The sequence below is a fragment of the Halovivax cerinus genome (genome assembly GCF_024498195.1).
Taxonomy (GTDB): domain Archaea; phylum Halobacteriota; class Halobacteria; order Halobacteriales; family Natrialbaceae; genus Halovivax; species Halovivax cerinus.
This window is the reverse complement of sequence record NZ_CP101824.1, coordinates 141,613-165,145: the sequence shown is the minus strand read 5'-3', so window position 1 is coordinate 165,145 and position 23,533 is coordinate 141,613. Positions and strand designations below refer to the sequence as shown.

Here is a 23,533-nt window from a genome sequence, read left to right as displayed (position 1 = left end):
GAATCGCCTCAGTCGTCTGCGGTGGCGGCCCCGCCCTCCTCGGCCTGCGCTTTGGTCCAGGAGAGCTTGCCGCCGGCGGCGAGGATGTCGCGCTCGCGCTGGGAGGCGTCGAGCGTCGCGGTGTACTCCTCGTCGCCGTTGACCGTCACGGTGAACTCCGAGCGACCCTCGGAGACGCCGGATTCGACGTCCTCGACGATCTCGACCTCGTCGCCCTGGTCGATGCCGTCGTAGGCGTCCTCGTCGATGACGAGCGGGACGATGCCGAAGTTGAAGAGGTTCGCGCGGTGGATCCGGGCGAAGCTCTGGGCGAGGACGGCCTCGACGCCCAGGTGCATCGGGCACATCGCGGCGTGTTCGCGCGAGGAGCCCTGCCCGTAGTTCTCGCCGGCGAGCAGGACGCCGCCGTCGGCCTCGGCCGCGCGGTCGGCGAACGTCTCGTCGACGCGGCTGAGGGTGAACTCGGAGAGCTTGTCGATGTTCGAGCGGTACATCAGGATGTCCTGCGTCGCGGGGATGATGTGGTCCGTCGTGATGTTGTCGTCCATCTTGAGCAGGACCTCACCCGCGATGTCCTCGTCGATCCCGTCGCGCAGGGGTACCTCGCCGATGTTCGGGCCCTTGACGAGCTCGTCGTCGACGGCCTCGTCGGGGGTGATGAGGTCGGCCTTCGAGGCGTCGTACTCCTCGGCGAGTTCGAAGCCGGGCGCCTCGAGGTCGCCGAGTTCGTCGGACAGGTCGCGTGGATCGACGATCTCGCCTTTGAGCGCGGCAGCGGCGGCGACTTCCGGCGAGCAGAGGTAGACGTTGTCGTCCTCGATGCCGGAACGACCCTCGAAGTTGCGGTTGAAGGTTCGCACCGAGACGGAGTCGGAGGCCGGGACGTGGCCGATGCCGATGCAGGCGCCGCAGGTCGCCTCGGAGAAGTTGACGCCGGCGGCCATCATCTCCGCGACCCAGCCCTGTCGGGCGAGCAGTTCCGAGGCCTGCTTCGAGCCGGGAGCGACGATCATCTCGGTCTTCTTGTTGACCTCGCGACCCTCGAGCATCTTCGCGGCCGGGAGGACGTCCTCGTAGGCGCCGTTCGTACAGGAGCCGACGATGACCTGGTCGACGTCGGTGCCGGCGACTTCGCTGACGGGGACGACCTTGTCCGGCATCGACGGCTCTGCGATCAGCGGTTCGAGGTCCGAGAGGTCGACGACGATCTCGTCGTCGTACTCGGCGTCGTCGTCGGGCTGGAGCGGGACGTACTCGCCGCCGCGGCCGACGCGTTCTAAGTAGTCCTCGGTCTGTTCGTCCGTCGGGAAGATAGAGGAGGTCGCACCGAGTTCGGTGCCCATGTTCGTGATCGTCATCCGCTCGGGGGCGGTGAGCGTCTCGACGCCCGGGCCCGTGTACTCCAGAATCTTGCCGACGCCGCCCTTCACGGTGAGGCGTCGCAGGAGTTCGAGGATGACGTCCTTCGCGGTCGCCCAGTCGGGCAGTTCGCCTTCGAGGCGAACGTTGACGACTTCGGGCATCTCGATGTAGTACGGCGCACCGCCCATCGCGACGGTGACGTCGATCCCGCCGGCGCCGATGGCGAGTTCGCCGAGGCCGCCCGGCGTGGGGGTGTGGGAGTCGGAACCGAGCAGCGTCTTGCCGGGGGCGGCGAAGTTCTCCCGGTGGACGTTGTGACAGATACCGTTGCCGGGGCGAGAGAAGTGGGCGCCGTAGGTGCCGGCAGCGGAGCGCAGGAAGCGGTGGTCGTCGGTGTTCTTGAAGTCGAACTGGTAGGTCTGGTGGTCGCAGTACTGGGCGGCGATCTCGGTCTGGACCTCGTCCAGCCCCATCGCCTCGAACTGTAGCCAGACCATCGTTCCCGTGGTGTCCTGTGTGAGTACCTGATCGATCTCGATACCGATCTCCTCGCCCGTCTGGAGGTCGCCCTCGACGAGGTGGTCATCGAGAATCTTTTCGGTGAGCGTTTGTCCCATAGCACCACGAAATCGGCCGTGAGGGGGCATAAAACCAGCGTGTTCGTCGCATATCGCGGATAGTGAATAGTATAAACGTCCAATTCTGAGCAATATTTGCGGCAGAAACTCTGCAAACGTGGGTCGAGTCTGGCACGGGGTCCGCCAGTTCTCGGATACGCGGACACGACGCGGCAGATCGACCGGTCGCCGGCGCTCTCTCAGTGATCCGCTTCGTGGGGGTTCAGTTCGGTCTCGTACCACTCGGCGTGGTCGGCGTACTCGATGAACCGCGGTGCGTCGGGGTCGAACGGCCGTTCGAGCGACTCGAACGCCTGCTTCTTGTCCCAGCTCTGGAGTTTTCCGATGGCGCTTCGGTCCTCGAGATCGTGGTACTCGAGGTCGGGCTCGGCGAGTTCCCACGCCTGCAGGCCGCGTTCGGTGCGGACGATGACGGAGGAGAACTCGTCGGAGGAACCGACGGAGCCGACGGTCAGGTCCGCCGTGTAGCCGGTGAAGTCGGCGCACTCGTCACAGCCCTTCAGCGTGGCGTCGTGGAAGTCCGCGACGTCCTCCGCGAGGAGGGGCTCCAGATCCTCGTCGTAGACGCGCATCTCGCCCTCGATGACGTCCATCTTGCCGATCTCGTCGGGCGAGATCCCTCGTTTCGATTCGAGTTCGTCGCCGAGGAGCCGCTGGTAGTTGAAGTTTTTCGTACACATGAGCGCGATGCGGTACTCGACGGCTTGGAGGCCCGCCTCCTGGGCCTGCAGGTCCCAGTCGAAGTCCTGCAGCGCGCGGATCCCCTCGATCTCGCAGGGCGTGCCGACGACGGCGAGGCTGAGGTCCGCGGGATCTCTGTCGGGCAGCTTGTGCTCCCACCGCGAGAGGTCGAGGGTGCCCAGGGCCATCGTCTGGTTGTAGAACGACCCGGCACTCTCGATCAGTTCCTCGCGGGTCGTCGCCAGGACGGATTCGGCCTTCCAGGGATCCTCGTCGGACTCGGTGGCGACGAGCGCGCCGTCGATCTCGCCCGCGTCGAGCAGGTGCGAGAGGATCGACGTGACGACGCCGCCGTCCTGGGCACCGCGGCGCCAGTCTTCGGTGACCCGCGCGGAGAACTCCGTGATGGGGTCGCCGGCGCCGGAGACGTTGTCGTCGCCGCCCGTGATCTTCCACTGGCGCTCGTAGCGCAGCCCGCCCCGCGGACAGAAGTCCCAGCACATCGAACAGCCGGTGCACATCTTCACCAGCTCCGGTTTCCCGTCGTCGCCGATCCCGATGGAATCCGACGGACAGGCCGCGACGCAGGTCCCACACTGGATACAGCGATCCGCCTCGATGACGGCCTCGTCCAGTTCCATGAACCACGTCTTTGCGTCCGGCGTGTCGATGTCGTTCATCGACGAGCGGATCGCGTAGCTGGGCGTGTCGAGTTCGACACCCTCAGGCACGCCGGGTCTGGCCGTCGGATCCGCACCCGGACTGTCCACGTCCTGACTTTGCCCGACCGCGGGCTCGGTGAACGCGACGTCGCCGAGATTCCCCGATTCGTCGACGTTAATCGGCCGCGAACCGCCGTCGGTCCGGACGTCAGCGTCCGTCGGCTCGTCGACATTGGTCGGCTCCGCTAGGACGCCCGGCTCGTCGCGCTCAGTCATCGTGAGCCACCCCGCGGGAGACCGGCGCGTCCGCCCGGCGCATGATCGTCCGCAAGTGTTCATTGTCAGTCCGGCGGCTCCACTCGTAGAAGCGTTCGCCGTCGAGCCGGTCGTCGACGTAGGCCTCGAAGAGCGATTCGAGGGCGGGGACGACGGCAGCAGCCGGCACGGCCGTCTCCACCCAGTCGAGGAAGCCGTTGTCGCCGCCGAGAGCCCCGCCGAGCCCGACGTCCATGCCCTCCACGATGGCGTCGCCCTCCTCGTTGGTCGTCACGTCCCCGGCGAGTTCGTCGCCGTCGACCTTCACGGTCTCGCCGCGGAAGCCGATATCCGCGATCTGGGGCTGGGCGCAGGACGCGGAACAGCCCGACATGTGCACCCGGACGACCTCGAGGTCGTCGGGGGTGTCGATCCGCTCGTCGAGTTCGCGCGCCCATCGTTTCGTGCGCTTTTTCGTCTCGATGATGCCGTAGTTGCAGAACTCGCTGCCCGTACACCCGACCGCGCCGCGGGAGAACGGCCCGGGATCGGGCTGGTAGTCGGCGGCGAACGGCTCGGCGAGCAAGTCATCGACGTTCTCTTCGGGGACGTGGGTGATCAGGAAATTCTGGTCGGTCGCGAGTCGGATGGACGCGTCGTCGGTGCCGTACTCTCGGGCGGCGCGGGCGGCCTGGACGAACTCGTCGCCGCCCATCCGACCGCCGACGACGTTGAAGCCGACGTACGTGAGGCCGTCCTCGCGCTGGTCGTGAACGCCGACGTGATCGCCGACGTAGCCCTCGGTGCGGTCGACGCCGCGCTCGCGGAGGTCGACAGCACACCGGTCCCGGACGGCGTCCTCGAACGCGTCGGGTCCCATCTGCTCGACGAGATAGCGCATCCGGCAGACGCCCCGGTTAGTCCGGTCGCCGAGTTCCTTGAACGTCTGGGCGACCGCGCGGCAGAACTCCACGGCGTCCTCGGGGCGGACGAACACGTCGAGATCTGATGCCATCCGCGGCCCGTCCGAGAGGCCGCCGCCGACGCGGGCGTGGAAGCCGTAGTGGGGCTCCCCGCCGAGGTCCTTCTTGGCCGGCGTCAGCCCGACGTCGTTGATCTGGGACTGCGCGCAGTCGTGTTTACACCCCGTTATTGTCATCTTGAACTTCCGGGGAAGGTTCGCGTACTCGCGGTTCCCGGTGAAGAAGTCCGTCACCGCGTCGACGACCGGCTGGGCGTCGAAACACTCGTGGTCGTCCAGCCCGGCGGCGGGACAGCCGAGCACGTTCCGTGCGGAGTCGCCACAACCCTGGATCGTCGAGAGGCCGACCTCGTCGTAGCGCTCCCAGATCTCGGGCACGTCCTCGACTTCGATCCAGTGCATCTGGAAGTCCTGTCGCGTCGTGAGGTCGAGGAAGGCGTCGCCCCAGAGCTCGTTTTGCTGTTCGCCGCCGAACGCCTCGGGTGCCGTGGCGTACTCGTCGGCGACCTCGCCGACGACCTCGGCCTGCTCCGGGGTAACGAACCCGCCCGGCGCCTTCGTCCGCAGCATGAAGTAGTCGTCCTGCTTCCCGTGGGCGTACATGCCGGCCCACTTCAGCCGCTCCCACTCGCCGTCGCCCGCCCGCGCTTCGATCTCCGCGAACGACAACCCGGCCTCGGCGTACTCCCGTACGTCCTCGATCACGTCGAGCGGGTGCTTCTCCCGCTTGTACGCCTCGACGGCGTTCACGGCCGGATCACCCCGGAGACCGACGTCAGCTCCCGATCGGACGGTACTGCGGTCACGGACTCGATCGCTCCTGCGTGAGTCATCGTGACCGGCCAATCGCAAGCCCGGTGGATGTAGCTGGGCGTCCAGGCACGAACTGACAGGGGTTGGAAACGGTGGCAACACTTGCCGACGACTCGCCCCGTCTGCGGCGGACGGTCGCCCGCCACCGGGGAGTGTCGGTCGGGCCTTGGACCCGTACAGTCCGGCTGTTTCGAACCGACCGGCGTCGATTCGTCGGGTCGATTCTCGGGCGGCCGCACGGGATGTCCGCCGGCGACGCATGGAGCGAACAGAATCCGTCGCGTCGCTCGTGTATCGGCTTCGCTTCTGAATCGACTCTGCGTCGACTCTCGATCGATCCGGTATTGGCGTCCTATTTTCTTTGGATTCGTTCCCAGATCGTCCGCTCGGTACGTCGCGGGTGGCGGCAATTATCGACCCGGTGGCGGTTCGCCGGACAGACGTGACGCGGTGAGACCTCCTATAGACGGTCGACGCGACTGCTCTTCCATGCCGACGCATCGACCTTGCAGGACGCGACCGCTGAGATCGGCGCCCGACGATACGAACCGCCATGGTGATCGACCGTGACGGGCGAACCGGATCCGGAACCGGGTTCGGCCGCCGACCCGTGCGCGGACGGGGCGAACGGATCGGACGAATGGGACGGTGCGGGCGCGTCAGGCGGTGGAGACGCGTCTGCGGACCGCGCCGGACGGACGACCGATGCCGACGAACGGACGGACGGAGACTGCGATCTGCAGCCGGACGACGAGCGGGCGGACGAGGAACGCGACGAGCGGGCGGACGCCGCCGCCCATCTCCGTGACGTTCCCGTCGGGAGCGGCTGTACGGAGATCTGGGAACACCTCGCCGAACGGCGGGATGACGATGCCTGAGGGCGTCTCGGGGCGGCGCGTCGGTTCGTCCGCGTCGCTCGCGTCGACGACGCTCGTGATCGTCGGCCACGGCTCGCACCACGACGCTCGATCGGCGGCCCCTGTCTACGCGCACGCCGACGGCCTCCGTGATCGCGGCGTCTTCGCCGACGTTCGAACGGCCCTCTGGAAGGAAGCGCCGTCGCCGCGGTCGGTCCTGCGGACCGTCGAGACCGACGCCGCGGTCGTCGTCCCGTTGTTCGTGGCGGCGGGATACTTCACGGAGGACGTGATCCCTCGCGAACTCGGCCTGACGGGGCAATCCACGCCGGACCTGGGCGGCACCGTCAGGTACACGTCGCCCGTGGGGACGCACGACGCGGTGACCGACATCGTCGTCGAACGGGCCGATCGCGTCGCGGGCGACCGACCCATCGGCGACGAGCTCGGCCTCGCGATCGTCGCTCACGGCACCGAACGCAACGAGAACAGCGCGGCGGCGGCCCGCGAACACGCGACGCGGATCCGGGACCGGGACCGGTTCGACGAGGTGCGAGCGCTCTACCTGGACGAGTCGCCCTCGGTCGGCACGCTGACCGACCACTTCGCGACCGACGAGGTGGTGCTGGTTCCGCTGTTCGTCGCCGCGGGCCGGCACGCCCGGGCGGACGTTCCGGCGGTCGCGGGCCTAGCCGACGGACCCGGCGACGAGTACGCGGTCCCGGCCGACGTAGACGGTTGCCGCGTCTGGTATGCCGGCCCTGTCGGGACCGATCCTCGCATCGCGGACGTGATCTTCGACCGGGCCAGGGAGGTAGCCGCTGGCGAGGATGGCGAACTCGGCCGTGCCGACGAACCGTCGACGACCGATCGCAGCGGCTCGTCGGCGAACGGTCGCTGCAACTCGTCGGTGAATGGTCGCTGTGACTCGTCGGCGAACGGTCGTTGCGACTCGACAGCGAGTGGTAATCGCACTTCCCCTGGGAGTGCTCGCCCGACGTCGACCGACGCCAGACCGACCGGAGCCGGACCGGCGCTGCGTCCTGCTCCCGGTGAGCCAAATTCCCGATCCAGTCGGGCGTTTTTGCGGTGGATCGAATCCGGTGGTGCGGCCACTCCGACGGGGGCCACGTCCCGACGGTCGTCCCCGGCGACTTCGGATCGGGAAGAATCGCGAGCGGGGGTGACCGTCCGACGGACACCGTCGGGCGGACGGGTGGCGCGCACGTGGGGCGAACTGCTGATCACCGCGTCCACGATGGTCGACGGCTCCCGAACGTACGAACTGCGCAACGAGGCCGATCGCGACGCGAACCCCGCCGCACTCGACAGGCTCGATCGTCTGCGAGACCTTCGCGATCGGATTCGCTTCGACGACGAGGGCGAATTCCGCCCGCTCCGATCGGCACCGACGCTCCCGACCGGCTGGTACTGTCCCGGTCTCGACGGGGCCACGCTGGCCCGTGCCGTCGAAACCGTCTACCCGGCGACGATCACCGACTGGGCCCGCGAGTGCGAGGGGTCGCTCGACGTCACCCACTTCCGGGTGACCGCCGACCGGCAGACGGGAATCTACGATCGGGTCGCCGCGCTCGACCGATCGGCGCTCGACGCCGTCGTCCGCACGTGCTGTGTAGACGACGCGTGTCTGAAGCGCCGGCGCTGGGAGTACGACGACAAAGAGTCCGTCGACGTCCCGCGAGGGAACGGGACGTTTCCCTGTCGCGAACCCTGCTCGATGGTTCTGGAGCGGGCGCGTGAGTCGGTCGTCGACGGCTCGTCCGACCGGGGTGTCGACCGATGAGCGGCGCCGCGGGATCGGTGGCGCTGGTCGGCGCGGGACCGGGCGACCCCGACCTCTTGACCGTGACGGCGCGCCGTCGACTCGACGAGGCGGACGTGATCCTCCACGACGCGCTGGTCACCGACGCGCTCCTCGATACCGTCCCGGCGTCGGCGGACGTCGTCGACGTCGGAAAGCGAGCGGCTGGCGCCGGCGAGCGAGCCACGCAGGACGAGATCAATCGACTGCTGGTCCGGTTGGCGAGGCGAGGCCGGGCGGTGGTTCGCCTGAAGGGTGGCGATCCGTACGTCTTCGGCCGCGGAGGCGAGGAGGCCGAGTTCCTCGCGGCCGCCGGCGTCGACGTCGAGGTCGTCCCCGGGGTGACGAGCGCCGTCGCCGCGCCGGCCGTCGCGGGCATTCCCGTCACGCACCGTGACCACGCCTCCAGCCTGACGGTCGTCACTGGCCACGAGGACCCGACCAAAGCCGAGAGCGCCCTCGACTGGGCGGCGCTGGCCGATACCGTCGCAGCGGGCGGCACGCTCGTCGTCCTCATGGGCGTCGGGCGACTGCCGGAGATCGTCGCGACCCTCCGGGAACACGACCTCTCGGCCGACACGCCGGTCGCGATGGTCGAGAAGGCGACCTGGGACGACGAGTCCACCGTCACCGGGACGCTCTCGACGATCGTGGCGCGTGCGACCGACGCCGGAATCGAACCGCCGGCGGTCACCGTCGTCGGCGACGTGGTCGCCGTCCGTGATCGGGTGATCGACCGTGTGCGATCCGCCCGAACGGTCGAGAACGCGAGGGCCAGCACCGGCGTGGTGCTGTCGGACGGAGGGTCCCGATGAGCGGGGACTCGCCCCTCGATCGGCTGCTGAGCGACGTCGTTGGATCCGGACCGCGATCGTCCTCGGACATGACCTACGAGCAGGCGTTCGCCGCCATGGAGGGTATCCTGACCGGCGAGCCGGACCCGACAGTGCTGGGCGGCTTCTGGATCGCGAACCGGTGGAAGGGTAATACGCCGACCGAACTGGCCGCCTTCGTCGACGCAATGCGAACGGCGTCCGTCGAGCCGGCCGTCCCGGACACCGACCCCGTTGATATCGGCGCGAACTACGACGGGAAAGCCGACACTCCGCCGCTGGGTGTCGCGAGCGGGATCGTCGCGGCCGCCGCCGGGACGCCCGTCGCGGTCCACAGCGCCGACCGGGTTCCGACGACGGACGGCGTCACCTATCGACACGTCCTCGACGAACTCGGCGTCCGGACCGACCTCTCGCCCGCGGCCAGCGCGGCTATGGTCGACGAGATCGGGTTCGGATTCTACGACGCCGTGCGGTTCAATCCGGGCCTTCACGCGCTCCTCGACCGTCGGCGAGCCCTCGGCCTCAGGACGTTTGTCAACACGATCGAGACGCTCGCGAACCCGACGGAGACCGACGTCCACCTCGGCTCGTTCTTCCACCGCCCCTTCGCGGAGCGGATGATCGCGACGTTCCGCGAGAGCCGGACGCTCGCCGTCGATCGGGTCGTGATGGTCAACGGCCAGGAAGGGTCCGACGACGTGCGCCCGGGGACGGTCCGACTCGTGGAGTGGACCGCCCGCGGGAACGGCCCGTCGGCGGTCGACACCGGGAGCGGGACCGAGGACCAGACCGTCGAACTCTCCGAGATCGAAACCGGTGAATTCGGCGTGGCCGGCGACGTCCCGTCTCCCGGCGACGACCTCGCGGCCGACGGCGCCCGACTCGCTCGAGAGGTCGTCCGCGGCGAGCGACGGGACGCCGCGGCGGACGTCGTCTCCCTGAACGCCGGCGTTCGGATCTACGCCCGCGGAGACGCGTCGACGCTCTCGACGGCGGTCGACCGGGCGCGCGACGCTATCGCTGACGGTCGGGCCGACGCGGTGCTCGCTACGCTGGAAGGGTTCGATCCGGCGGACCACGTCCCGTGTCGATCCGGTCCGGTTGACCACACCCCGTGACGATTCGGTCCGGAGAACCACACCCCGTGACGATCCGATACGACGGACCGTTGTGCGCGGGTCAGCGGGGTTCCCCCGCGAGATGGACGCTCCACTCGAACGCGCGAGGTGCTCCCGGTTCCCGTCCCTCGGAGAGACTGGCGGTTACGACCTGCACGCCGGCGTGCTCGCCGCGCCACCGAACGGCGAACTCGTCGTCGTCCATTCCCGTCCGTTCGGGGTGTGGACCGATCGTCCCGTTGTCCTGTCGGTCCCCACCCGGATCGTACAGCAGCACGTCACTGTCCGAGAGGTCCACGTGCGACCAGCACTCGCGGAGTACGCACCCATCCGCCGGACGCGCTGCCGACCAGAGCCAGTAGACGTAGCGATCCTCCTCCATCGAGGAGGGGTAGACGTTCTCGTACACCGCGGCGTAGTTGTCGGATTCGGCGAGCGCGTCACCCGACGAGTCTGTCACGACGAGCGAGTGCTCGTCGGCCCAGCGGCGGTCGCCGAGCGTGACGCCCGGTCCTAGATCCACGGGTTCGGGGCCGGATCCGATCCGCTCGGCCGCCGCCGACCCGTACCGGTCGACCATCCGGTCGACGTACCGGGTCCGCTCGTCGTCCGTCAGGCCGTCGTCGTCGGGACCGGCCGTCATCGATGTTTCTGCGGTCGGTGGACCGGAGGAGAGGGCGTTCGATAGCGCTGTCGTGCACCCGGCGAGTGACGCCGTTCCAGCGCACGCGGCCGATTGGAGGAACCGGCGTCTGCATCGTGATGAATCGGGGACCGTCATTCGTCTCTCCGATTCGAGACGTCAACTACTTGGCCGTTCCGGAACCGGTCTCGCCGGGTCGGTTTCGTCGATCCGTCGTCTCCGTCCCCACCTCTCGTGCCTGCACGCACGGACCCAGTAGAACGGACGGACATTCTCGGCACCGCTGACGTACGCACGTTCGACGACGGTTCCACGACACGCGGTGGCGGCGATCGGCCCAGCGAGTACCGCGTCGAATCGGTCGCCGTCGGCGGATCGATCGGTGGTGACGACCGACTCGCTGGGGGTAGATAGCGTGGGGCGTGAGCCGAGTGGCCGATCGGCGCAGCGCTCCCAACGCGATACGTTTTTGCCGGTACCGAAGACTCTCTCCTCTATGTACCGTTCCGGCGCGTTCGTGGCCGAGTGCGTCACACCGACGACGGACGAACAGATCCAGCCGAACGGCGTAGACCTCACGCTCGACGTCGTCTTCGAGCAACTCGAGCCGGGTCGCATCACACGCGACGGGAAGGAGATCGGCGATCGGGTCGCCCGCCCGCTGGAGGAACTCGAGGAGAAGGCACCGGCGACGTTCTACCTCCCCGAAGGCACCTACGTCGCGCGCTACAGCGAGCAAATCAGCGTTCCGGAGGGCCACGTCGGGTTCGTCTACCCGCGCTCGTCGCTGATGCGCAACTCCTGTATGCTGAACACGGCCGTCTGGGACGCGGGCTACGAGGGCCGCGGCGAGGGCCTGCTGCAGGTCCACCACGACGTCGAACTCGAACGTGGCGCCCGCGTCGCCCAGTTCGTCCTCGCCGAAGCCGATCACGAGGACGTCTACGACGGCAGCTACCAGGGCGAGAACCTGTAGCTGCCCGACCGCAACTCGCCCGACACACGTCTCGCCGGACCGTGATCCTATCTCGCCCGACACACGTCCCGCCGGACCGTGATCCTGTCCCGTCCGACACCCGTCGCGCCGGACCGTGATCGCATCGGGTCCGATACTGCACGCCGGTCCCGGCGACGCGTCCCGTCACCTGGCGTCCGCTCGGCCGAGCGCGTTCGACGGACGGAGTTTTATCGTCTCGCGCCAGAGGTGCCGTATGTTCGGAGGGAGACTCCCGTGATGGCCACGACCCACGGCTTCGTCGCCCTGGCGCTCGTCACGCCGGTCGCGACCGTCGCGCCGGAGTTGGCGACGCCGCTCTCCATCGGTGCCGTCGCCGGCGGACTCGCGCCCGATCTGGACGTCGCGTTCGAGCACCGACGAACGCTTCACTTCCCCGTACTCGGCGCCGGTCCGGCGGTCTTCGGGCTCGCCGTCGTGGCCCTCGTGCCGTCACCGATCGCGATCGCGATCGCGACGTTCTTCGTCGCTGCCTGGGTCCACGCCGCGAGCGATGCGGTCGGCGGCGGCTCCGGGTTCGATCCCTGGACCGACCCGATCGACCGGGCCGTCTTCGACCACCGGCGCGGCCGGTGGATCCGCCCGAGACGGTGGATTCGCTACGACGGCGCGCCCGAAGACGCCGCTCTCGGCGTCGCACTCGCGATTCCCGCGTTCGTCGTCTTCGACGGGTGGGTTCGGGTGCTGGTCGTCCTCGGGCTCGCGTTCTCGCTCGGGTACGCGCTCGTCAGACGCAGAATTCCGGCCTGGCTCGACGCTCACGGGTGAGTCGACCGCTCTCACCCACTCTTACTCACTCTCTTACTTACTCACCCTCACTCACTCTCCCGTTTCCGTTCCGCGTCCCTCCGTCAGCAAGACGTCGAACCCGGACCCCGTCCCGACGCCGGTCCCGAACCTGTCTCGTTCGGCGGTTGTCCCGACCGGTTGGACGCATCGGAACGTTCAACTGCGTGTCGTCACGTCCTTCGGGTATGATCGATCTCGTTCTCGCCCGGACGACGCACCTGCTCGTCGCCGCCATCTGGGCCGGTAGCGTCTGTTTCGTCGCGCTGTCGGTCGTTCCGGCGGCTCGCGACGGCGTGTTCACGACCACCGATCCGCTCACCACACTCCTCGGGACGCTGAAACGTGTCTCCCGGGCGAGCTCGGTCCTCCTGCTGCTGACGGGTGGACACATGGCCGGGCGAATATACACCAGCGAGACGCTCGTCTCGACGGTGAACGGGCAACTCGTCCTGCTCATGACTGCCCTGTGGCTCGTCCTCACTATTCTCGTCGAGGTCGCCGCGAAGCGGTTCGAGACGGGTCTCGACGCGAAGCAGCTTCGCGGGCCGGCACGAGAGACCCTCGGCCTCTTTCGGGCCGCCGCCGTCGTCTCGCTGGCGCTCCTCGTCGTGGCGGGTGCGATCTCTTCGAACGCGGCCACCCTGCTCTGAGCAGCAAGCGCTCGTACACTGAGCTTACAGCGCTCGTTTTCGCCCCGTTCGCGGCCTGTCGCGCGTTCGCTACCGGTTCTCACATTTGAAAATCTCTACGAAAGATACTTACCCGTCCGATTTTAGGTACTGGCATGATGCGACGCGGGAGGACACTCGGGCTGTCCGCGCTGGTCGTCGGCGCGGCAGCCGTCGTCGGATACGCCCTTCGCTCGGGCCGGACGCGCGCTCGCGGACGCGTTCGGGCCAGTATCGGTGCCCGTATCGTCGAGGATGTCCCGACCGCAGCGACGGTCGTCGACAGTTCGTCAGAACGCTTGCGGGACATTCCCGGCGCCCGCCGCGCGATCGAGCGTGCCGTGTGCGCGGACGACCCCTCACAGTGGACGGAGGTGACCTTCTCGGACGACGGCGCCTGGAACGTCGTCGACGCACTCCGCGGGGCGTTCCCGTACTACGACGGCGACGACGGTGAGTACAACGGCGTCTACGTCCGACGGGGCGACCGAGTCGTCGTGCTGGATGCCATCGGCTGGGCCCACGTCGAGACGCCGACGCACTGATCGATCGACGGTGCCGACGCGTCGTGCGTCGCGCCACAGCACACCGTGCGTTTTTAGCCGCCACACCGATTCCACGAACCGCAACCCTCACGACGCCACCCCGAGGAGGTGTCACCATGCAATTGGGTCTGATCGGACTGGGACGGATGGGCCAGATCGTCGCCGATCGCTGTCTCGACGCCGGAATCGACGTGGTAGCGTTCGATCTCGACGCGGATGCCGTCGCGACGGCGGCCGAGGCGGGCGCCGAACCCGCCGACTCGGTGACCGACCTCGCGAATCGACTCGACGCGACCGACGGTCCGGCGTACGTCTGGCTGATGGTCCCGGCTGGTGAACCGGTCGACGCGGCGCTCGACGACCTCGAACCGCACCTCACCGACGAGGACGTGGTCGTCGACGGTGGTAACTCGTACTACGAAGACTCGGTCCGTCGCGCCGAGTCGTGTTCGGCGGCCTACCTCGACTGCGGCACTTCCGGCGGTCCCGCCGGCGCGGAACTGGGCTTCTCGCTGATGATCGGGGGACCGGCGTGGGCGTACGAGGCGCTCGAACCCGCGTTCGACGCCGTGGCGACCGGTCCCGACGGCCACGCACGGATGGGTCCCGCGGGGTCGGGCCACTACGTCAAGATGGTCCACAACGGCGTCGAGTACGCGCTCATGCAGGCGTACGGCGAGGGATTCGAACTCTTACACGAGGGACGGTACGACCTCGACCTGGAGGCCGTCGCGAGCGTCTGGAACAACGGGGCCGTCATCCGCTCGTGGTTGCTGGAACTCTGCGAGGAGGCGTTCCGTGAGGAGGGGACCGACCTCGGCGACGTCGCCGATCGCGTCGAGGGTGGGTCGACGGGCACCTGGACGGTCCAGGAGGGTCTCGAGCAGGAGGTTCCACTCCCGCTCATCTACACCGCCCTCGGCGAACGATTCGGATCGCGGGCCGACGAGGGCCGGTTCTCACGCCGACTCGCGAACCGCCTGCGGTACGGATTCGGCCGCCACGAAGTACCGCGTCGATCCTGACGGTGACCGATCCGTTCGGCGGTCGACGGACGCGTATCACAATACTGATGGGCGGGCGCTCCGACCGACGAGTAGGTACGTTTCGAGCCCGGCCTCACCGCCGAGTTCGACCAGCACGTCACGATGCCGGGCCGACGGCCCCGCGTTCACGGCCGTCACGCCCCCACACTCTGCACAGTCGAGTTCCACCGACCCCTCCGTGGTGATCCGCCGAACCGCCCCTCCGCGACGCCGTCCCATCGCCGACGATCGAACGCCTTTCGACCATGACCGATCCAGCCGACTCCGACCCGACGGACGCTCCCGGCGAGAGCGCCGCGTCCGACGATGGTGGGGTCGACGCCGACCGGACCGACTCTGCCGACGATGGTGGGGCCGACGCCGGCCGAACCGACTCTGCCGACGATGGTGGGGCCGACGCCGGCCGAACCGACCCCGTCGGCGACGGTGACCCAGCCGTTCCCGACGCGGACGGCAGCGCGACCGACGGCGGACCTGGACCGTCGGCGTCCAGTTCGATCACCGAGGGGAGCCTCATCAGACCGCTGTTCCAGCTGGCGTGGCCGATCGTCGTCATCCAGTTGTTGCAGGTCACCTACAACGTGGTGGATACGATCTGGCTGGGTCGTCTCTCCACCGAGTCCGTCGGCGCGATCAGCCTCGCGTTCCCGTTGATCTTTCTGTTGATCGCCATCGCCGGCGGCTTTACGACCGCCGGGGCGATCCTGGTCGCCCAGTACACTGGCGCCAGGGGCGAACGATCGTCGGGACTCGTCGCCGGCCAGACGCTCTCGTTCGTCGGCATCATCTCGGTCCTGATCGCCGTCGTCGGCTACTTCTACACCAGACCGGCGCTGTCGATCTTGCCGAGCGACCCGGAGACGGCGGCGCGGGTGATTCCGCTCGCCGCCGACTACATGGAGGTGTTCTTCCTCGGGATGCCGCTCATCGGCGGGTTCTTCGTCTTCTCCGCGCTCATGCGCGGGTACGGCGACACGCGGACGCCGATGCTGGTGATGGTGGTCTCGGTCGTCGTCAACGTCGTCGCCGATCCGTTCTTGATCTTCGGGTTCGCGGACAACCCGCTGTTCGGGATGTTGAACGGGCTCCCGGGTATCGGTGCGATCGACTTCGTGGCCCTCGAGACGTCGTTGTACGGGCTGACCGGATTTTCGGGGATGGGAATCGAAGGGGCGGCCGCCGCGACCGTCGGTGCCCGTGCCGTCGCGACCGCGATCGGGATCTACGTCCTCTTCGCGACGTCGCGCGGGCCGACGATCGACGTGGGGCACCTCGTCCCCGACCTGGCCGTCGTCGAGGACATCGTTCGCCTCGGCACGCCGAGCATGGTCGAGCAGTCGATGTCGGCACTGGCGATGATCACCCTGACGGCGATGGTCGTCACGTTTTCGCCGCCGGTCGTCACCGCCTTCGGACTCGGAAACCGGCTCATCTCGCTCGTCTTCCTCCCTGCGATGGGACTCGGACGCGCGATCGACACGATGGTGGGGCAGAATCTGGGTGCCGACCGCCCAGATCGTGCCGCCCGCGCCGTTCGGCTCGCCGCCTCGACAGGGGCCGGCGTGATGCTCGTCGTCGCCGTGCTCGCGCTCGCGTTTACGGAACCGATCGTCTCGGTCTTCATCGGCCCCGACGTGGAGAACGCCGCCATCGCCGAGGGATACGGCGTCGAGTACGTCCGCACACGGACCGTCGAGTTCGCCTTCATCGGCGTCTCGCAGGTGATCCTCGGCGGGTTCCGCGGCGCGGGGAACACGAAGACGGCGATGGTCATCTCGATGGTCACCCTCTGGGTGGGACGCGTCGTGAGCGTCCTCGTGCTCGCGTTCTCCTGGACGGTGACGCTCCCTCTCGTCGGCATCACCGTCGGGGCGCTCGGTCTCGGCGCGCGTGGTCTCTGGATCGGCATGGCGTTGGGGAACGTCGTGGGCGCGATCGTCGGCGTCGCGTGGTTCAGTCGCGGAACTTGGCGAGAGAAGTACATCGACGACCCGGGCGGACCGTCCGGAACGCCGGCGGACGCGATCGACGACCCGGAACCGGTGTCGGCTGGGACGAGCACAGAGGAGTGAGAACGTCGCGAGCCACCACCGTTCACCCCTTGCGGCCCCGTCCGCGTCACCGACACGGGCGGGTGATAGCGGCCGTCATCCAATCGGACAGCCGACGACGGACGTTCCTCGAATCGAACGGGCGGGGCCGAACCCTAATATGTTCGGGCCCGGTCCCGGGGAACGGGAATCGTACCCGCTTTAGAACGGGTAGCCGTTCGAACGGTCGGGTGTACAGATCATGCACGATTCTACGTCCAACCGACGAACGGTACTGAAAGCGACTGGCGCGTCACTCGCGGCCGTCACACTCGCGGGGTGTGGGAGTAGCGATCCGGAGGACGGCTCGGGCGGATCAGGGGGGAGCGGAAGCGACGGAAGCGGTGGCGGCGGAGACGAGTACACGATCGACCCGGGGACGGAGATCATGTTCGCGGGTCTGACGACGCACTGGGAGGGTAACGCGCCGTCGTCGATCGAGGGCGTTCGGAACCCGACGCTAGTGCTGACGGAGGGTGAGACGTACACGATCGGGTGGAACGAGGGCAACGGCGCGGGCCACAACATGGAACTGCGCGACGACAGCGGCTCGGTCGTCGACGACCTGGCGACGGAGATCGCGATGGAGCCGGGCGACGACCAGGTCCTGGAGTTCGAGGCGACCAGCGAGATCACGACCTACCGCTGCCGGCCCCACTCGGGCATGGAAGGCTCTATCGTCGTCGAGTAACCGACCGCGTCGGACCGATCGTTATTCGAATTTTCACCCCGTGAGCGTGAGCGCCGATCGATCGGAACTGGAGACGATCGAACACGCTATTCGTCCTCGACGGGCGATGTCGTCTCCGAGACGGACCGGTCGGTTCTCGTATCGGTCGTCTCCGTCCACCCCGTCTCGGAGACGACGCCGTTAAGGCCGTCAGGGGTGAAGTTCCGGAGAATGGTTGACGGGGCAGTCGACGTCGTGGAGTTTCTCCTCACGGCGAACGAGTATACGGACGATCGGTCGCTCGACGAGAACGACGTACCGCCGGCGTATCGGCGGGTGTTCTGGACCGTTCCGAGCGGGTCCGACGACGGTGACGACGGGACCGAGCCGGATCGGCGCGGCGTGACCAACGGTGGAATCGAGCGGCCGCTCTCGACGACGAACACGACCGCTCGCGAGGCGACCGGCGTAACCCAGCCCTGGGAGACGATCTCGGAGCTGCTGTTCACCGATCGTGACGACTTCTCCGGAACGATCTCGCTCACCGACCGCGAGATGGCGGAGCAGTGGTACCTCGATCGCGTCGACGACGACCGCCTTCTCGACAATCCGGTCCTCGCGAAGGCCTTCGCGGATGCGGAGGGTGTAGACGCCGACTACGAGACGGCCCGGGAACGGAACCGACCGATCCAGGCCGATCGGGTCTGGATCGACGGCCTGCTCGCGGAGTACTTCGACGGCGAGGAGGACGAAGAGATGCTCGATCTGGTCGACGTCCGCGCGCCGGAAGAGGTCGATATCACGCTCGACGACCTCGTCCTCACCGCCGACCAGGAGGCCGAGATCAACAAGATCGCGAAGGCGATCGAGCACCGCGACTACCTCGCCGACATCGGGTTGCGCGAGATCGGCAAACTCCTGTTCGTCGGGCCGCCGGGGACGGGGAAAACCTCGACCGCACGGGCACTCGCACGTGACATGGACCTGCCGTTCGTCGAGGTGAAACTGTCGATGATCACCTCACAGTACCTGGGTGAGACGGCGAAGAACGTCGACAAGACCTTCGAGGTGGCCAAACGACTCTCGCCGTGTATCCTCTTCATCGACGAGTTCGACTTCGTCGCCAAGACCCGCCGCAGTGACGAACACGCCGCGCTCAAGCGGGCGGTCAACACCCTCCTGAAGAGTATCGACGACGTCTCGCTCATCCAGGACGACGTCCTGCTCATCGGCGCGACGAACCACCCGGACCAGCTCGACGCAGCCGCCTGGCGCCGCTTCGACGAGATCGTCAACTTCCCAAAGCCCGACACCCGGATGCGAAGCGACATCCTGCGGGTGATCACACGCACGATGGACATCGAGGAGTTCGACCCGCAGGCCATCGCGGAGATCACCGAGGGCCTGACAGGGAGCGACCTCCGAATGGTGATGCGCGAGGCCGTCCTCGAGGCGCTCACCGAGAACAGGACGACGCTGACCCAGGACGACCTGGAGGACGCGGTCGAGGGCTTCGAGGAACGGGACAACCTGAAGAACATGGATATGATCGAGGGCGACCACGACGCCCTCGTCGCGGGCGGTGACATCAGCGGTGCGTCGGGTGGCAGTGGCGCGGCGAGCGATGGCGGTGGCCACGACCACGCACACGACCACTGACGGGCCGTGGCGAAGGCGCGGGGGATTCGGCTGTTCGATCCGACCGAACCGGCCCCTCTCGTGACGGAATGCCGAAACGTAATTGTGCCTCCGCAGGCGTGTTCCGGTCGATGGGACGCGCTCCGCTTTCCAGACGAACGGTTCTCGGCGTACTCACGGCCGCCAGTACCGGCGGGTGCGTCGGTCGCGTTCTCGACCGGCCCTCGGTCGCCGTGACCGGCGTTCGCGTCCACAACTGGACGCACGACGGGTCCGACATTCGCCTGGAACTGTTCCGCGACGGTGAATCTGTTCTCGCCGAGAACCTGTCGCTCGCACCGCTTGGGGAACCGGGATCGGTGGCCTCGTTCGAGCCCGCGTGGTCGGTGGAACCGGCCCGGTACCGGATCGACCTCGCGGCGGCGACCGGTGACGCGACGTACGAGCGACAGTTTCCCGCAGACGACTTCTCGTGGAACGGCTGTGCGTACATCGACGCCGATCTCGAGAGCGACTGGCACCCGGGGCAACCGGTCGATCCCGACGCGGACCGGTGGTTCGAGAGTCACCTCCAGGCGGTGACGAGTCCTGACGACTTCTCGAGCGAGTACTGTTCGGACGGATAACTCGTCGGATCGATCGGAGTGATCGTACACCCGGCGTCCTCGTCACGTCCCACGGAGACTCCGTCCCAATCGACGTGAAACCGGTCAGGTGGGCGGTATCACCTCGTGGTGAGCAGGTCACCGGTGACGTTCGATCGGTCGGGTATGGTGATGCCGTTCCCGTCGAGAAACACCCTTATATCGCGGCTTCGAACGGCGAGGTAATGACGGGATCCCCACCGGCACGAGCGCGAGACGGTCATCGCGACGCCGGCATCCTGCACCACCGCCGCCGGAGGGGATGCTGACGTGCGGGTGACGTTGCTCGGAACCGGCGATACGACCGGGACGCCGACCGTCGATTGCGACTGCGACACCTGCGACGCCGCTCGCGAGCGCGACGTCGAGCGGACCCGATTTTCCGTCCACGTCGAAAACGAGCGCACCGGCGAGGCGATCCTGATCGACGCCAGCCCAGACTTCCGGTACCAGTTCCTCCGCGAGGACGTCTCGCTTCCGGACGCGATCGTAATCACGCACATTCACTTCGACCACCTCGACGGGCTGGGCAACGTCTTCCGGCTGCTGGACGACGTCCCAGTCTTCGCGGCCGACGAGACCGATCCCGAGACCGGGCAGAGCGTCGCCGAGACGGTCGCCGCGGACTACCACTACCTCGACGCCATTACGCCCGACGCCCGGACGCCGTACGAGCCGTTCGAAACCTGCGGCTTCGAGGTCACGCTCGTTCCCGTCGACCACCCGCCGCTGGTCTGTTACGGGGTGGTCGTCGAGGACCCAGAAACGGGTGCGAAACTGACCGTCTCGGGCGATACCTCCTACGCCGTCCCCGATCGATCCCGGGCTGTCATGGCCGACCCGGACCTCTTTCTGGCCGACGCTATCGTCCCCGCCTCGCTCTGTGAGTACCATCCACTCGGCGGCCGTCACGAGGCTCCTGACGGAACACCCCGGACGTTCGGGACCAAGCACATGACCCGCGAAGGCGCACTCGCGCTGGCCGACGCGCTCGGCGCGGGGGAAACTCGCCTCGTCCATCTCGCACACTTCTACCCCGTAGAGGATGCGTTCGAGGACCCGCTCGCCGTCGACGGCGAAGTCTACGATCTGTGAGGACGCCGGTCGGCTATCCTGATCGCGGCGTTCGCGTCGGAGCGACGCCGTCGTTCGTCAGTCACCGAAGCGGTCGAGGCCGACCTGCCGTCGTGTCGTCGTCTCCGGATCGGCCGTCCACGGCGTTCGCGCGTCGCGCTCTGTCGCCAGATCGACGGTCGATGGTTCGGCCGGCTCGTGCCCGGGACAGGACTGGTCACACTCCGAGGCGGCGTCGACGATTCGCCCCTTCCAGGGACAGTGGGGCAGGGTTGCGGCTTCGTCCGTCCTGTCGGTCACGCTCTCTCCGGTGACGCCGTGGACGCCCGTTGGCTCGCACCTCGCACACGCAGGGAAGTCGTACGTTCGCCAGCCCTTGCCGTAGGCCCGTTCCGCGATCCGTCTCCGGGCTGCTGCCTTCTCGTCTGCGGAGACGATCGCGACCTCCGTTCGTCCCGGGTGAGTTGCGAGCGGCTCGATGCCAGGTTCGTCGACCGGGAGCGGCCTCGCCTCGCGGACCACCTCGATCTCGGGGGGTACCGAGAGTGTGTCGTCGCGGTGGACACGCCAGATGCCGACCGCGTCCGGGAGCCGGTTGCGGTGGGCGCCGGTGACGTAACTCTCCGTCGCGAGGACGATCTCGTCGACGAGTGCGAGCGAGACGTCCGTCCGTAGCTGGCGTTCGAGGTCGCCCGGCGTTCCGAGATCGGGCTTGTTCTCGATACCGACGATCCGACCCGCCCAGTCGGACGGATAGCGGGTACCTTGTCGGATACAGTCGCGGCCACGGGTGCGCGTCCGCTCGAGAAAGCCGATTTCGATGCCGCGTTCGACGGCCGCCTCGGCCCGGTCGGGATGGCAGTCGAACGCCGCTCGCACCGGTGTCCACCGGCCAGGGCCGAGGTCGGCGTCGAGGAGACTATCGGGAACCGTCTCGGGCGTGAGCGCGGTTCGTCGGTCGAACTGGGGTCCCGGTTCCACACAGACCACGTCGACGATGCGCCCGCCGGGATTCGCGACGCTCGCGCCCAGCTGCCGGGCCACGATGCCGTCACGACGCTCTTCGAGGGTTGCACACAGTTCGAGTTCGAAGGCGAACTCGCGCACGGATGGGGAAACGGCCCTCGCGACGAAAAAGACGCTGGTTCGGTCGGTCGGCGGTTCGCCGACTCGTCGCCGCGACGGTGACGGCTGACGTGACAGTGACGGTCGCCGCGACGGTGACGGTCGACGTGACGCTACAATCTCGACACTGCGTCGAGGCACTATCGCGCGATTCGATCGGCCCAGGCCGGGAGACCGACCACGACGGCGATGGTGGCTGCGAGCGATATCACGTACCCGACGACGGGAACGCCGCTCGTCACCGACCACGTGGGTACGGCGGCGACCGACCCACCGACGAATGTGAGACTCGTCACCAGCGCGACGACCGCCGTTTGGCCGATCGTTCTGTGCGTCGATACCGTGTCGTCGACCGCGACAATTCGGTTCATCACTCGGTCGAGAATCGGTCGGCACCGGCCATAAATGATTTCTGAAAAACACTTTTGTTGGCGGCTGTACTGAAAATCGCTTTAGTCGCGGTCTCGGCCAGCCACCGTTGCCGACCGTCGATCGTGGGGGTCCCCGTCGATCATCGGCCCTCGGCCGATCCCGGCCGTCGCTCGGCTTTTGAGCGGGTCTAGGTGGCGTTGGTTCCACACCCAAACGTAATTGTAGATTGGGTGTCCACTCCGACGTATGAGATCGAAGCCAGCGGGGTTGCGGGCGACTTGTCGGGACGAACCGCCGTCCGCGCCGGCGGCGAGTACCGGGGTGCGTGTCTGATGGGGTCGCCGTCGGCCTTTCGCGACCTCACGACGCTCCTGCTCGACGTGCTGCAGGCCAGGCTCACTGGCGGGGACGAGCCGCTCGTCGAAGAGCACCAGGTGAAGCCGCTGTCGCCTGCGGCGATGGACGACGATTCGAACGTCCGCGTCGGCCTCTACCTGCACTCGGTCTCGACGGACACCGGCCGGGCGAGCGAGTCGCCGGAGATCGACGACGGCCACAAGACCCGGCCGCCGCTTCGGCTCGAAGCTCACTACCTGCTCACGGTGTTTCCGGACACGACGCTCGAAGAGGCGGTCAACAGCGTCCTCGACCAGCAGCTGATCCTGGGGACGGCGATGCAGGCGCTCTACGACAACAGCGTCATCGAACCCGAGAACGTCCCGCCGTCGGTTGGCGACGGGCAACTCACGATCACGCACGGCGACCTGGACGAGATCGACGTACTCGACCTCTGGGGGTCGTTCACGGACGTCCCGAAACAGCCGTGTGCGACCTACCGCGTCGGCCCGATCCTGATCGACTCGACGGTCCGGACTCCGTTCGAGCGCGTCAGCGACCGCGACCTCCGCCTCTCGCGGACGGAGGACCCCGATGGCGCGACGAGCGACGAGATCGAATGAGCGGATTCGAGCGTCGGCCGCGCCCGTTCGCCTTCCCCGGTGGCCCTCACCGTTCCGGTGTCGCCTCACCGCCTGCGCCTCACCAGTTCTCCGTCGACTCGTTACCCTGGCGATCGTGGTGTCGGACTCGGCAGGAGAATTGAGAGCGGGTCGTCGCGGCGGCGCAGTGTTCACGACGTACTGGACGCCGTGGGTGTACGTCCCCGACAGCGTGACTGGCGACTCGACG

21 protein-coding genes and 1 pseudogene are annotated in these 23,533 nt (G+C 67.7%); 16 read left to right on the top strand and 6 right to left on the bottom strand.

Annotated features, from left to right (window positions below; translation table 11 throughout):
* Positions 1–8 precede the first annotated feature (8 nt).
* The 3 genes from NO366_RS00870 to NO366_RS00860 all read right to left on the bottom strand — a co-directional run bounded on the left by NO366_RS00870 (position 9) and on the right by NO366_RS00860 (position 5,330).
* A complete protein-coding gene (locus NO366_RS00870; protein ID WP_256532433.1) occupies positions 9–1,979 on the bottom strand; it encodes an aconitate hydratase in 1,971 nt (656 codons plus the stop codon).
* A 200-nt stretch (positions 1,980–2,179) separates the two neighbouring features.
* Positions 2,180–3,619: a Coenzyme F420 hydrogenase/dehydrogenase, beta subunit C-terminal domain gene (locus NO366_RS00865; RefSeq protein WP_256532432.1), complete on the bottom strand. Its 1,440-nt coding sequence runs from the start codon at positions 3,617–3,619 to the stop codon at positions 2,180–2,182.
* A complete protein-coding gene (locus tag NO366_RS00860; protein WP_256532431.1) occupies positions 3,612–5,330 on the bottom strand; it encodes a nitrite/sulfite reductase in 1,719 nt (572 codons plus the stop codon). Before NO366_RS00860 ends, NO366_RS00865 begins: the two co-directional genes overlap by 8 nt.
* Positions 5,331–5,959: 629 nt before the next feature.
* Between NO366_RS00860 and NO366_RS00855 the strand changes: the two genes are divergently transcribed.
* The 5 genes and pseudogenes from NO366_RS00855 (at position 5,960) to NO366_RS00840 (ending at position 10,026) form a co-directional block, all read left to right on the top strand.
* On the top strand, positions 5,960–6,271 hold the full coding sequence (locus NO366_RS00855; protein WP_256534066.1) for a hypothetical protein: 312 nt from the start codon (positions 5,960–5,962) through the stop codon (positions 6,269–6,271).
* Positions 6,264–7,124 (top strand): annotated as a pseudogene (locus NO366_RS18565) (CbiX/SirB N-terminal domain-containing protein); the annotation flags it as partial. The gene NO366_RS00855 and the pseudogene NO366_RS18565, both read left to right, overlap by 8 nt.
* Positions 7,125–7,160: 36 nt before the next feature.
* On the top strand, positions 7,161–8,054 hold the full coding sequence (locus NO366_RS18560; RefSeq protein WP_382274854.1) for a DR2241 family protein: 894 nt from the start codon (positions 7,161–7,163) through the stop codon (positions 8,052–8,054).
* Entirely contained in the window at positions 8,051–8,887 is an 837-nt protein-coding gene (gene cobA, locus NO366_RS00845; RefSeq protein WP_256532429.1) for a uroporphyrinogen-III C-methyltransferase, read from the top strand. Before NO366_RS18560 ends, cobA begins: the two co-directional genes overlap by 4 nt.
* A complete protein-coding gene (locus NO366_RS00840; protein WP_256532428.1) occupies positions 8,884–10,026 on the top strand; it encodes an anthranilate phosphoribosyltransferase in 1,143 nt (380 codons plus the stop codon). Before cobA ends, NO366_RS00840 begins: the two co-directional genes overlap by 4 nt.
* 61 nt (positions 10,027–10,087) lie before the next feature.
* Here NO366_RS00840 and NO366_RS00835 read toward each other — a convergent pair whose 3' ends face one another.
* The gene (locus NO366_RS00835; protein ID WP_256532427.1) at positions 10,088–10,669 is read right to left on the bottom strand and encodes a hypothetical protein; all 582 of its coding nucleotides are present in this window, start codon (positions 10,667–10,669) and stop codon (positions 10,088–10,090) included.
* 469 nt (positions 10,670–11,138) lie between these two features.
* Here NO366_RS00835 and NO366_RS00830 point away from each other — a divergent pair, with 469 nt between their 5' ends.
* The 10 genes from NO366_RS00830 to NO366_RS00785 all read left to right on the top strand — a co-directional run bounded on the left by NO366_RS00830 (position 11,139) and on the right by NO366_RS00785 (position 20,869).
* Entirely contained in the window at positions 11,139–11,645 is a 507-nt protein-coding gene (locus tag NO366_RS00830) for a deoxyuridine 5'-triphosphate nucleotidohydrolase (RefSeq protein ID WP_256532426.1), read from the top strand.
* Positions 11,646–11,903: 258 nt separating this feature from the next.
* Entirely contained in the window at positions 11,904–12,452 is a 549-nt protein-coding gene (locus NO366_RS00825) for a metal-dependent hydrolase (RefSeq protein ID WP_256532425.1), read from the top strand.
* A 206-nt stretch (positions 12,453–12,658) separates the two neighbouring features.
* A complete protein-coding gene (locus NO366_RS00820) occupies positions 12,659–13,123 on the top strand; it encodes a copper resistance protein CopD (RefSeq protein WP_256532424.1) in 465 nt (154 codons plus the stop codon).
* A 134-nt stretch (positions 13,124–13,257) separates the two neighbouring features.
* Positions 13,258–13,686, top strand: a complete 429-nt coding sequence (locus NO366_RS00815; protein ID WP_256532423.1) for a hypothetical protein — start codon at positions 13,258–13,260, stop codon at positions 13,684–13,686.
* 116 nt (positions 13,687–13,802) lie between these two features.
* A complete protein-coding gene (gene gnd / locus NO366_RS00810) occupies positions 13,803–14,711 on the top strand; it encodes a phosphogluconate dehydrogenase (NAD(+)-dependent, decarboxylating) (protein ID WP_256532422.1) in 909 nt (302 codons plus the stop codon).
* A 266-nt stretch (positions 14,712–14,977) separates the two neighbouring features.
* The gene (locus NO366_RS00805; protein ID WP_256532421.1) at positions 14,978–16,804 is read left to right on the top strand and encodes an MATE family efflux transporter; all 1,827 of its coding nucleotides are present in this window, start codon (positions 14,978–14,980) and stop codon (positions 16,802–16,804) included.
* 220 nt (positions 16,805–17,024) lie between these two features.
* Positions 17,025–17,513 carry a plastocyanin/azurin family copper-binding protein gene (locus NO366_RS00800; RefSeq protein WP_256532420.1) on the top strand — a complete coding sequence of 163 codons (489 nt, stop codon included), beginning with the start codon at positions 17,025–17,027 and terminating at the stop codon, positions 17,511–17,513.
* A gap of 210 nt (positions 17,514–17,723) precedes the next feature.
* Complete coding sequence (locus tag NO366_RS00795; protein WP_256532419.1) at positions 17,724–19,151, top strand: ATP-binding protein; 1,428 nt, start codon at positions 17,724–17,726, stop codon at positions 19,149–19,151.
* A 110-nt stretch (positions 19,152–19,261) separates the two neighbouring features.
* Positions 19,262–19,756: a hypothetical protein gene (locus NO366_RS00790; protein ID WP_256532418.1), complete on the top strand. Its 495-nt coding sequence runs from the start codon at positions 19,262–19,264 to the stop codon at positions 19,754–19,756.
* A gap of 288 nt (positions 19,757–20,044) precedes the next feature.
* Positions 20,045–20,869: an MBL fold metallo-hydrolase gene (locus NO366_RS00785; RefSeq protein ID WP_256532417.1), complete on the top strand. Its 825-nt coding sequence runs from the start codon at positions 20,045–20,047 to the stop codon at positions 20,867–20,869.
* 57 nt (positions 20,870–20,926) lie between these two features.
* Here NO366_RS00785 and NO366_RS00780 read toward each other — a convergent pair whose 3' ends face one another.
* Together NO366_RS00780 and NO366_RS00775 are read right to left on the bottom strand one after the other, a co-directional pair.
* Complete coding sequence (locus tag NO366_RS00780; RefSeq protein ID WP_256532416.1) at positions 20,927–21,955, bottom strand: DUF5787 family protein; 1,029 nt, start codon at positions 21,953–21,955, stop codon at positions 20,927–20,929.
* A 158-nt stretch (positions 21,956–22,113) separates the two neighbouring features.
* Positions 22,114–22,344 (bottom strand): hypothetical protein, encoded by a 231-nt coding sequence (locus NO366_RS00775; RefSeq protein WP_256532415.1) that lies wholly within the window; start codon positions 22,342–22,344, stop codon positions 22,114–22,116.
* A 279-nt stretch (positions 22,345–22,623) separates the two neighbouring features.
* Between NO366_RS00775 and NO366_RS00770 the strand changes: the two genes are divergently transcribed.
* Positions 22,624–23,304, top strand: a complete 681-nt coding sequence (locus NO366_RS00770; RefSeq protein WP_256532414.1) for a Pvc16 family protein — start codon at positions 22,624–22,626, stop codon at positions 23,302–23,304.
* Positions 23,305–23,533: the final 229 nt, after the last annotated feature.

Coding starts and splice junctions, on each gene's coding strand:
- NO366_RS00870 (WP_256532433.1), bottom strand. CDS start 1,979: ATGGGACAAACGCTCACCGAAAAGATTCTCGATGACCACCTCGTCGAG.
- NO366_RS00865 (WP_256532432.1), bottom strand. CDS start 3,619: ATGACTGAGCGCGACGAGCCGGGCGTCCTAGCGGAGCCGACCAATGTC.
- cobA (WP_256532429.1), top strand. CDS start 8,051: ATGAGCGGCGCCGCGGGATCGGTGGCGCTGGTCGGCGCGGGACCGGGC.
- NO366_RS00840 (WP_256532428.1), top strand. CDS start 8,884: ATGAGCGGGGACTCGCCCCTCGATCGGCTGCTGAGCGACGTCGTTGGA.
- NO366_RS00835 (WP_256532427.1), bottom strand. CDS start 10,669: ATGACGGCCGGTCCCGACGACGACGGCCTGACGGACGACGAGCGGACC.
- NO366_RS00825 (WP_256532425.1), top strand. CDS start 11,904: ATGGCCACGACCCACGGCTTCGTCGCCCTGGCGCTCGTCACGCCGGTC.
- NO366_RS00820 (WP_256532424.1), top strand. CDS start 12,659: ATGATCGATCTCGTTCTCGCCCGGACGACGCACCTGCTCGTCGCCGCC.
- NO366_RS00815 (WP_256532423.1), top strand. CDS start 13,258: ATGATGCGACGCGGGAGGACACTCGGGCTGTCCGCGCTGGTCGTCGGC.
- gnd (WP_256532422.1), top strand. CDS start 13,803: ATGCAATTGGGTCTGATCGGACTGGGACGGATGGGCCAGATCGTCGCC.
- NO366_RS00805 (WP_256532421.1), top strand. CDS start 14,978: ATGACCGATCCAGCCGACTCCGACCCGACGGACGCTCCCGGCGAGAGC.
- NO366_RS00800 (WP_256532420.1), top strand. CDS start 17,025: ATGCACGATTCTACGTCCAACCGACGAACGGTACTGAAAGCGACTGGC.
- NO366_RS00795 (WP_256532419.1), top strand. CDS start 17,724: ATGGTTGACGGGGCAGTCGACGTCGTGGAGTTTCTCCTCACGGCGAAC.
- NO366_RS00790 (WP_256532418.1), top strand. CDS start 19,262: ATGGGACGCGCTCCGCTTTCCAGACGAACGGTTCTCGGCGTACTCACG.
- NO366_RS00775 (WP_256532415.1), bottom strand. CDS start 22,344: ATGAACCGAATTGTCGCGGTCGACGACACGGTATCGACGCACAGAACG.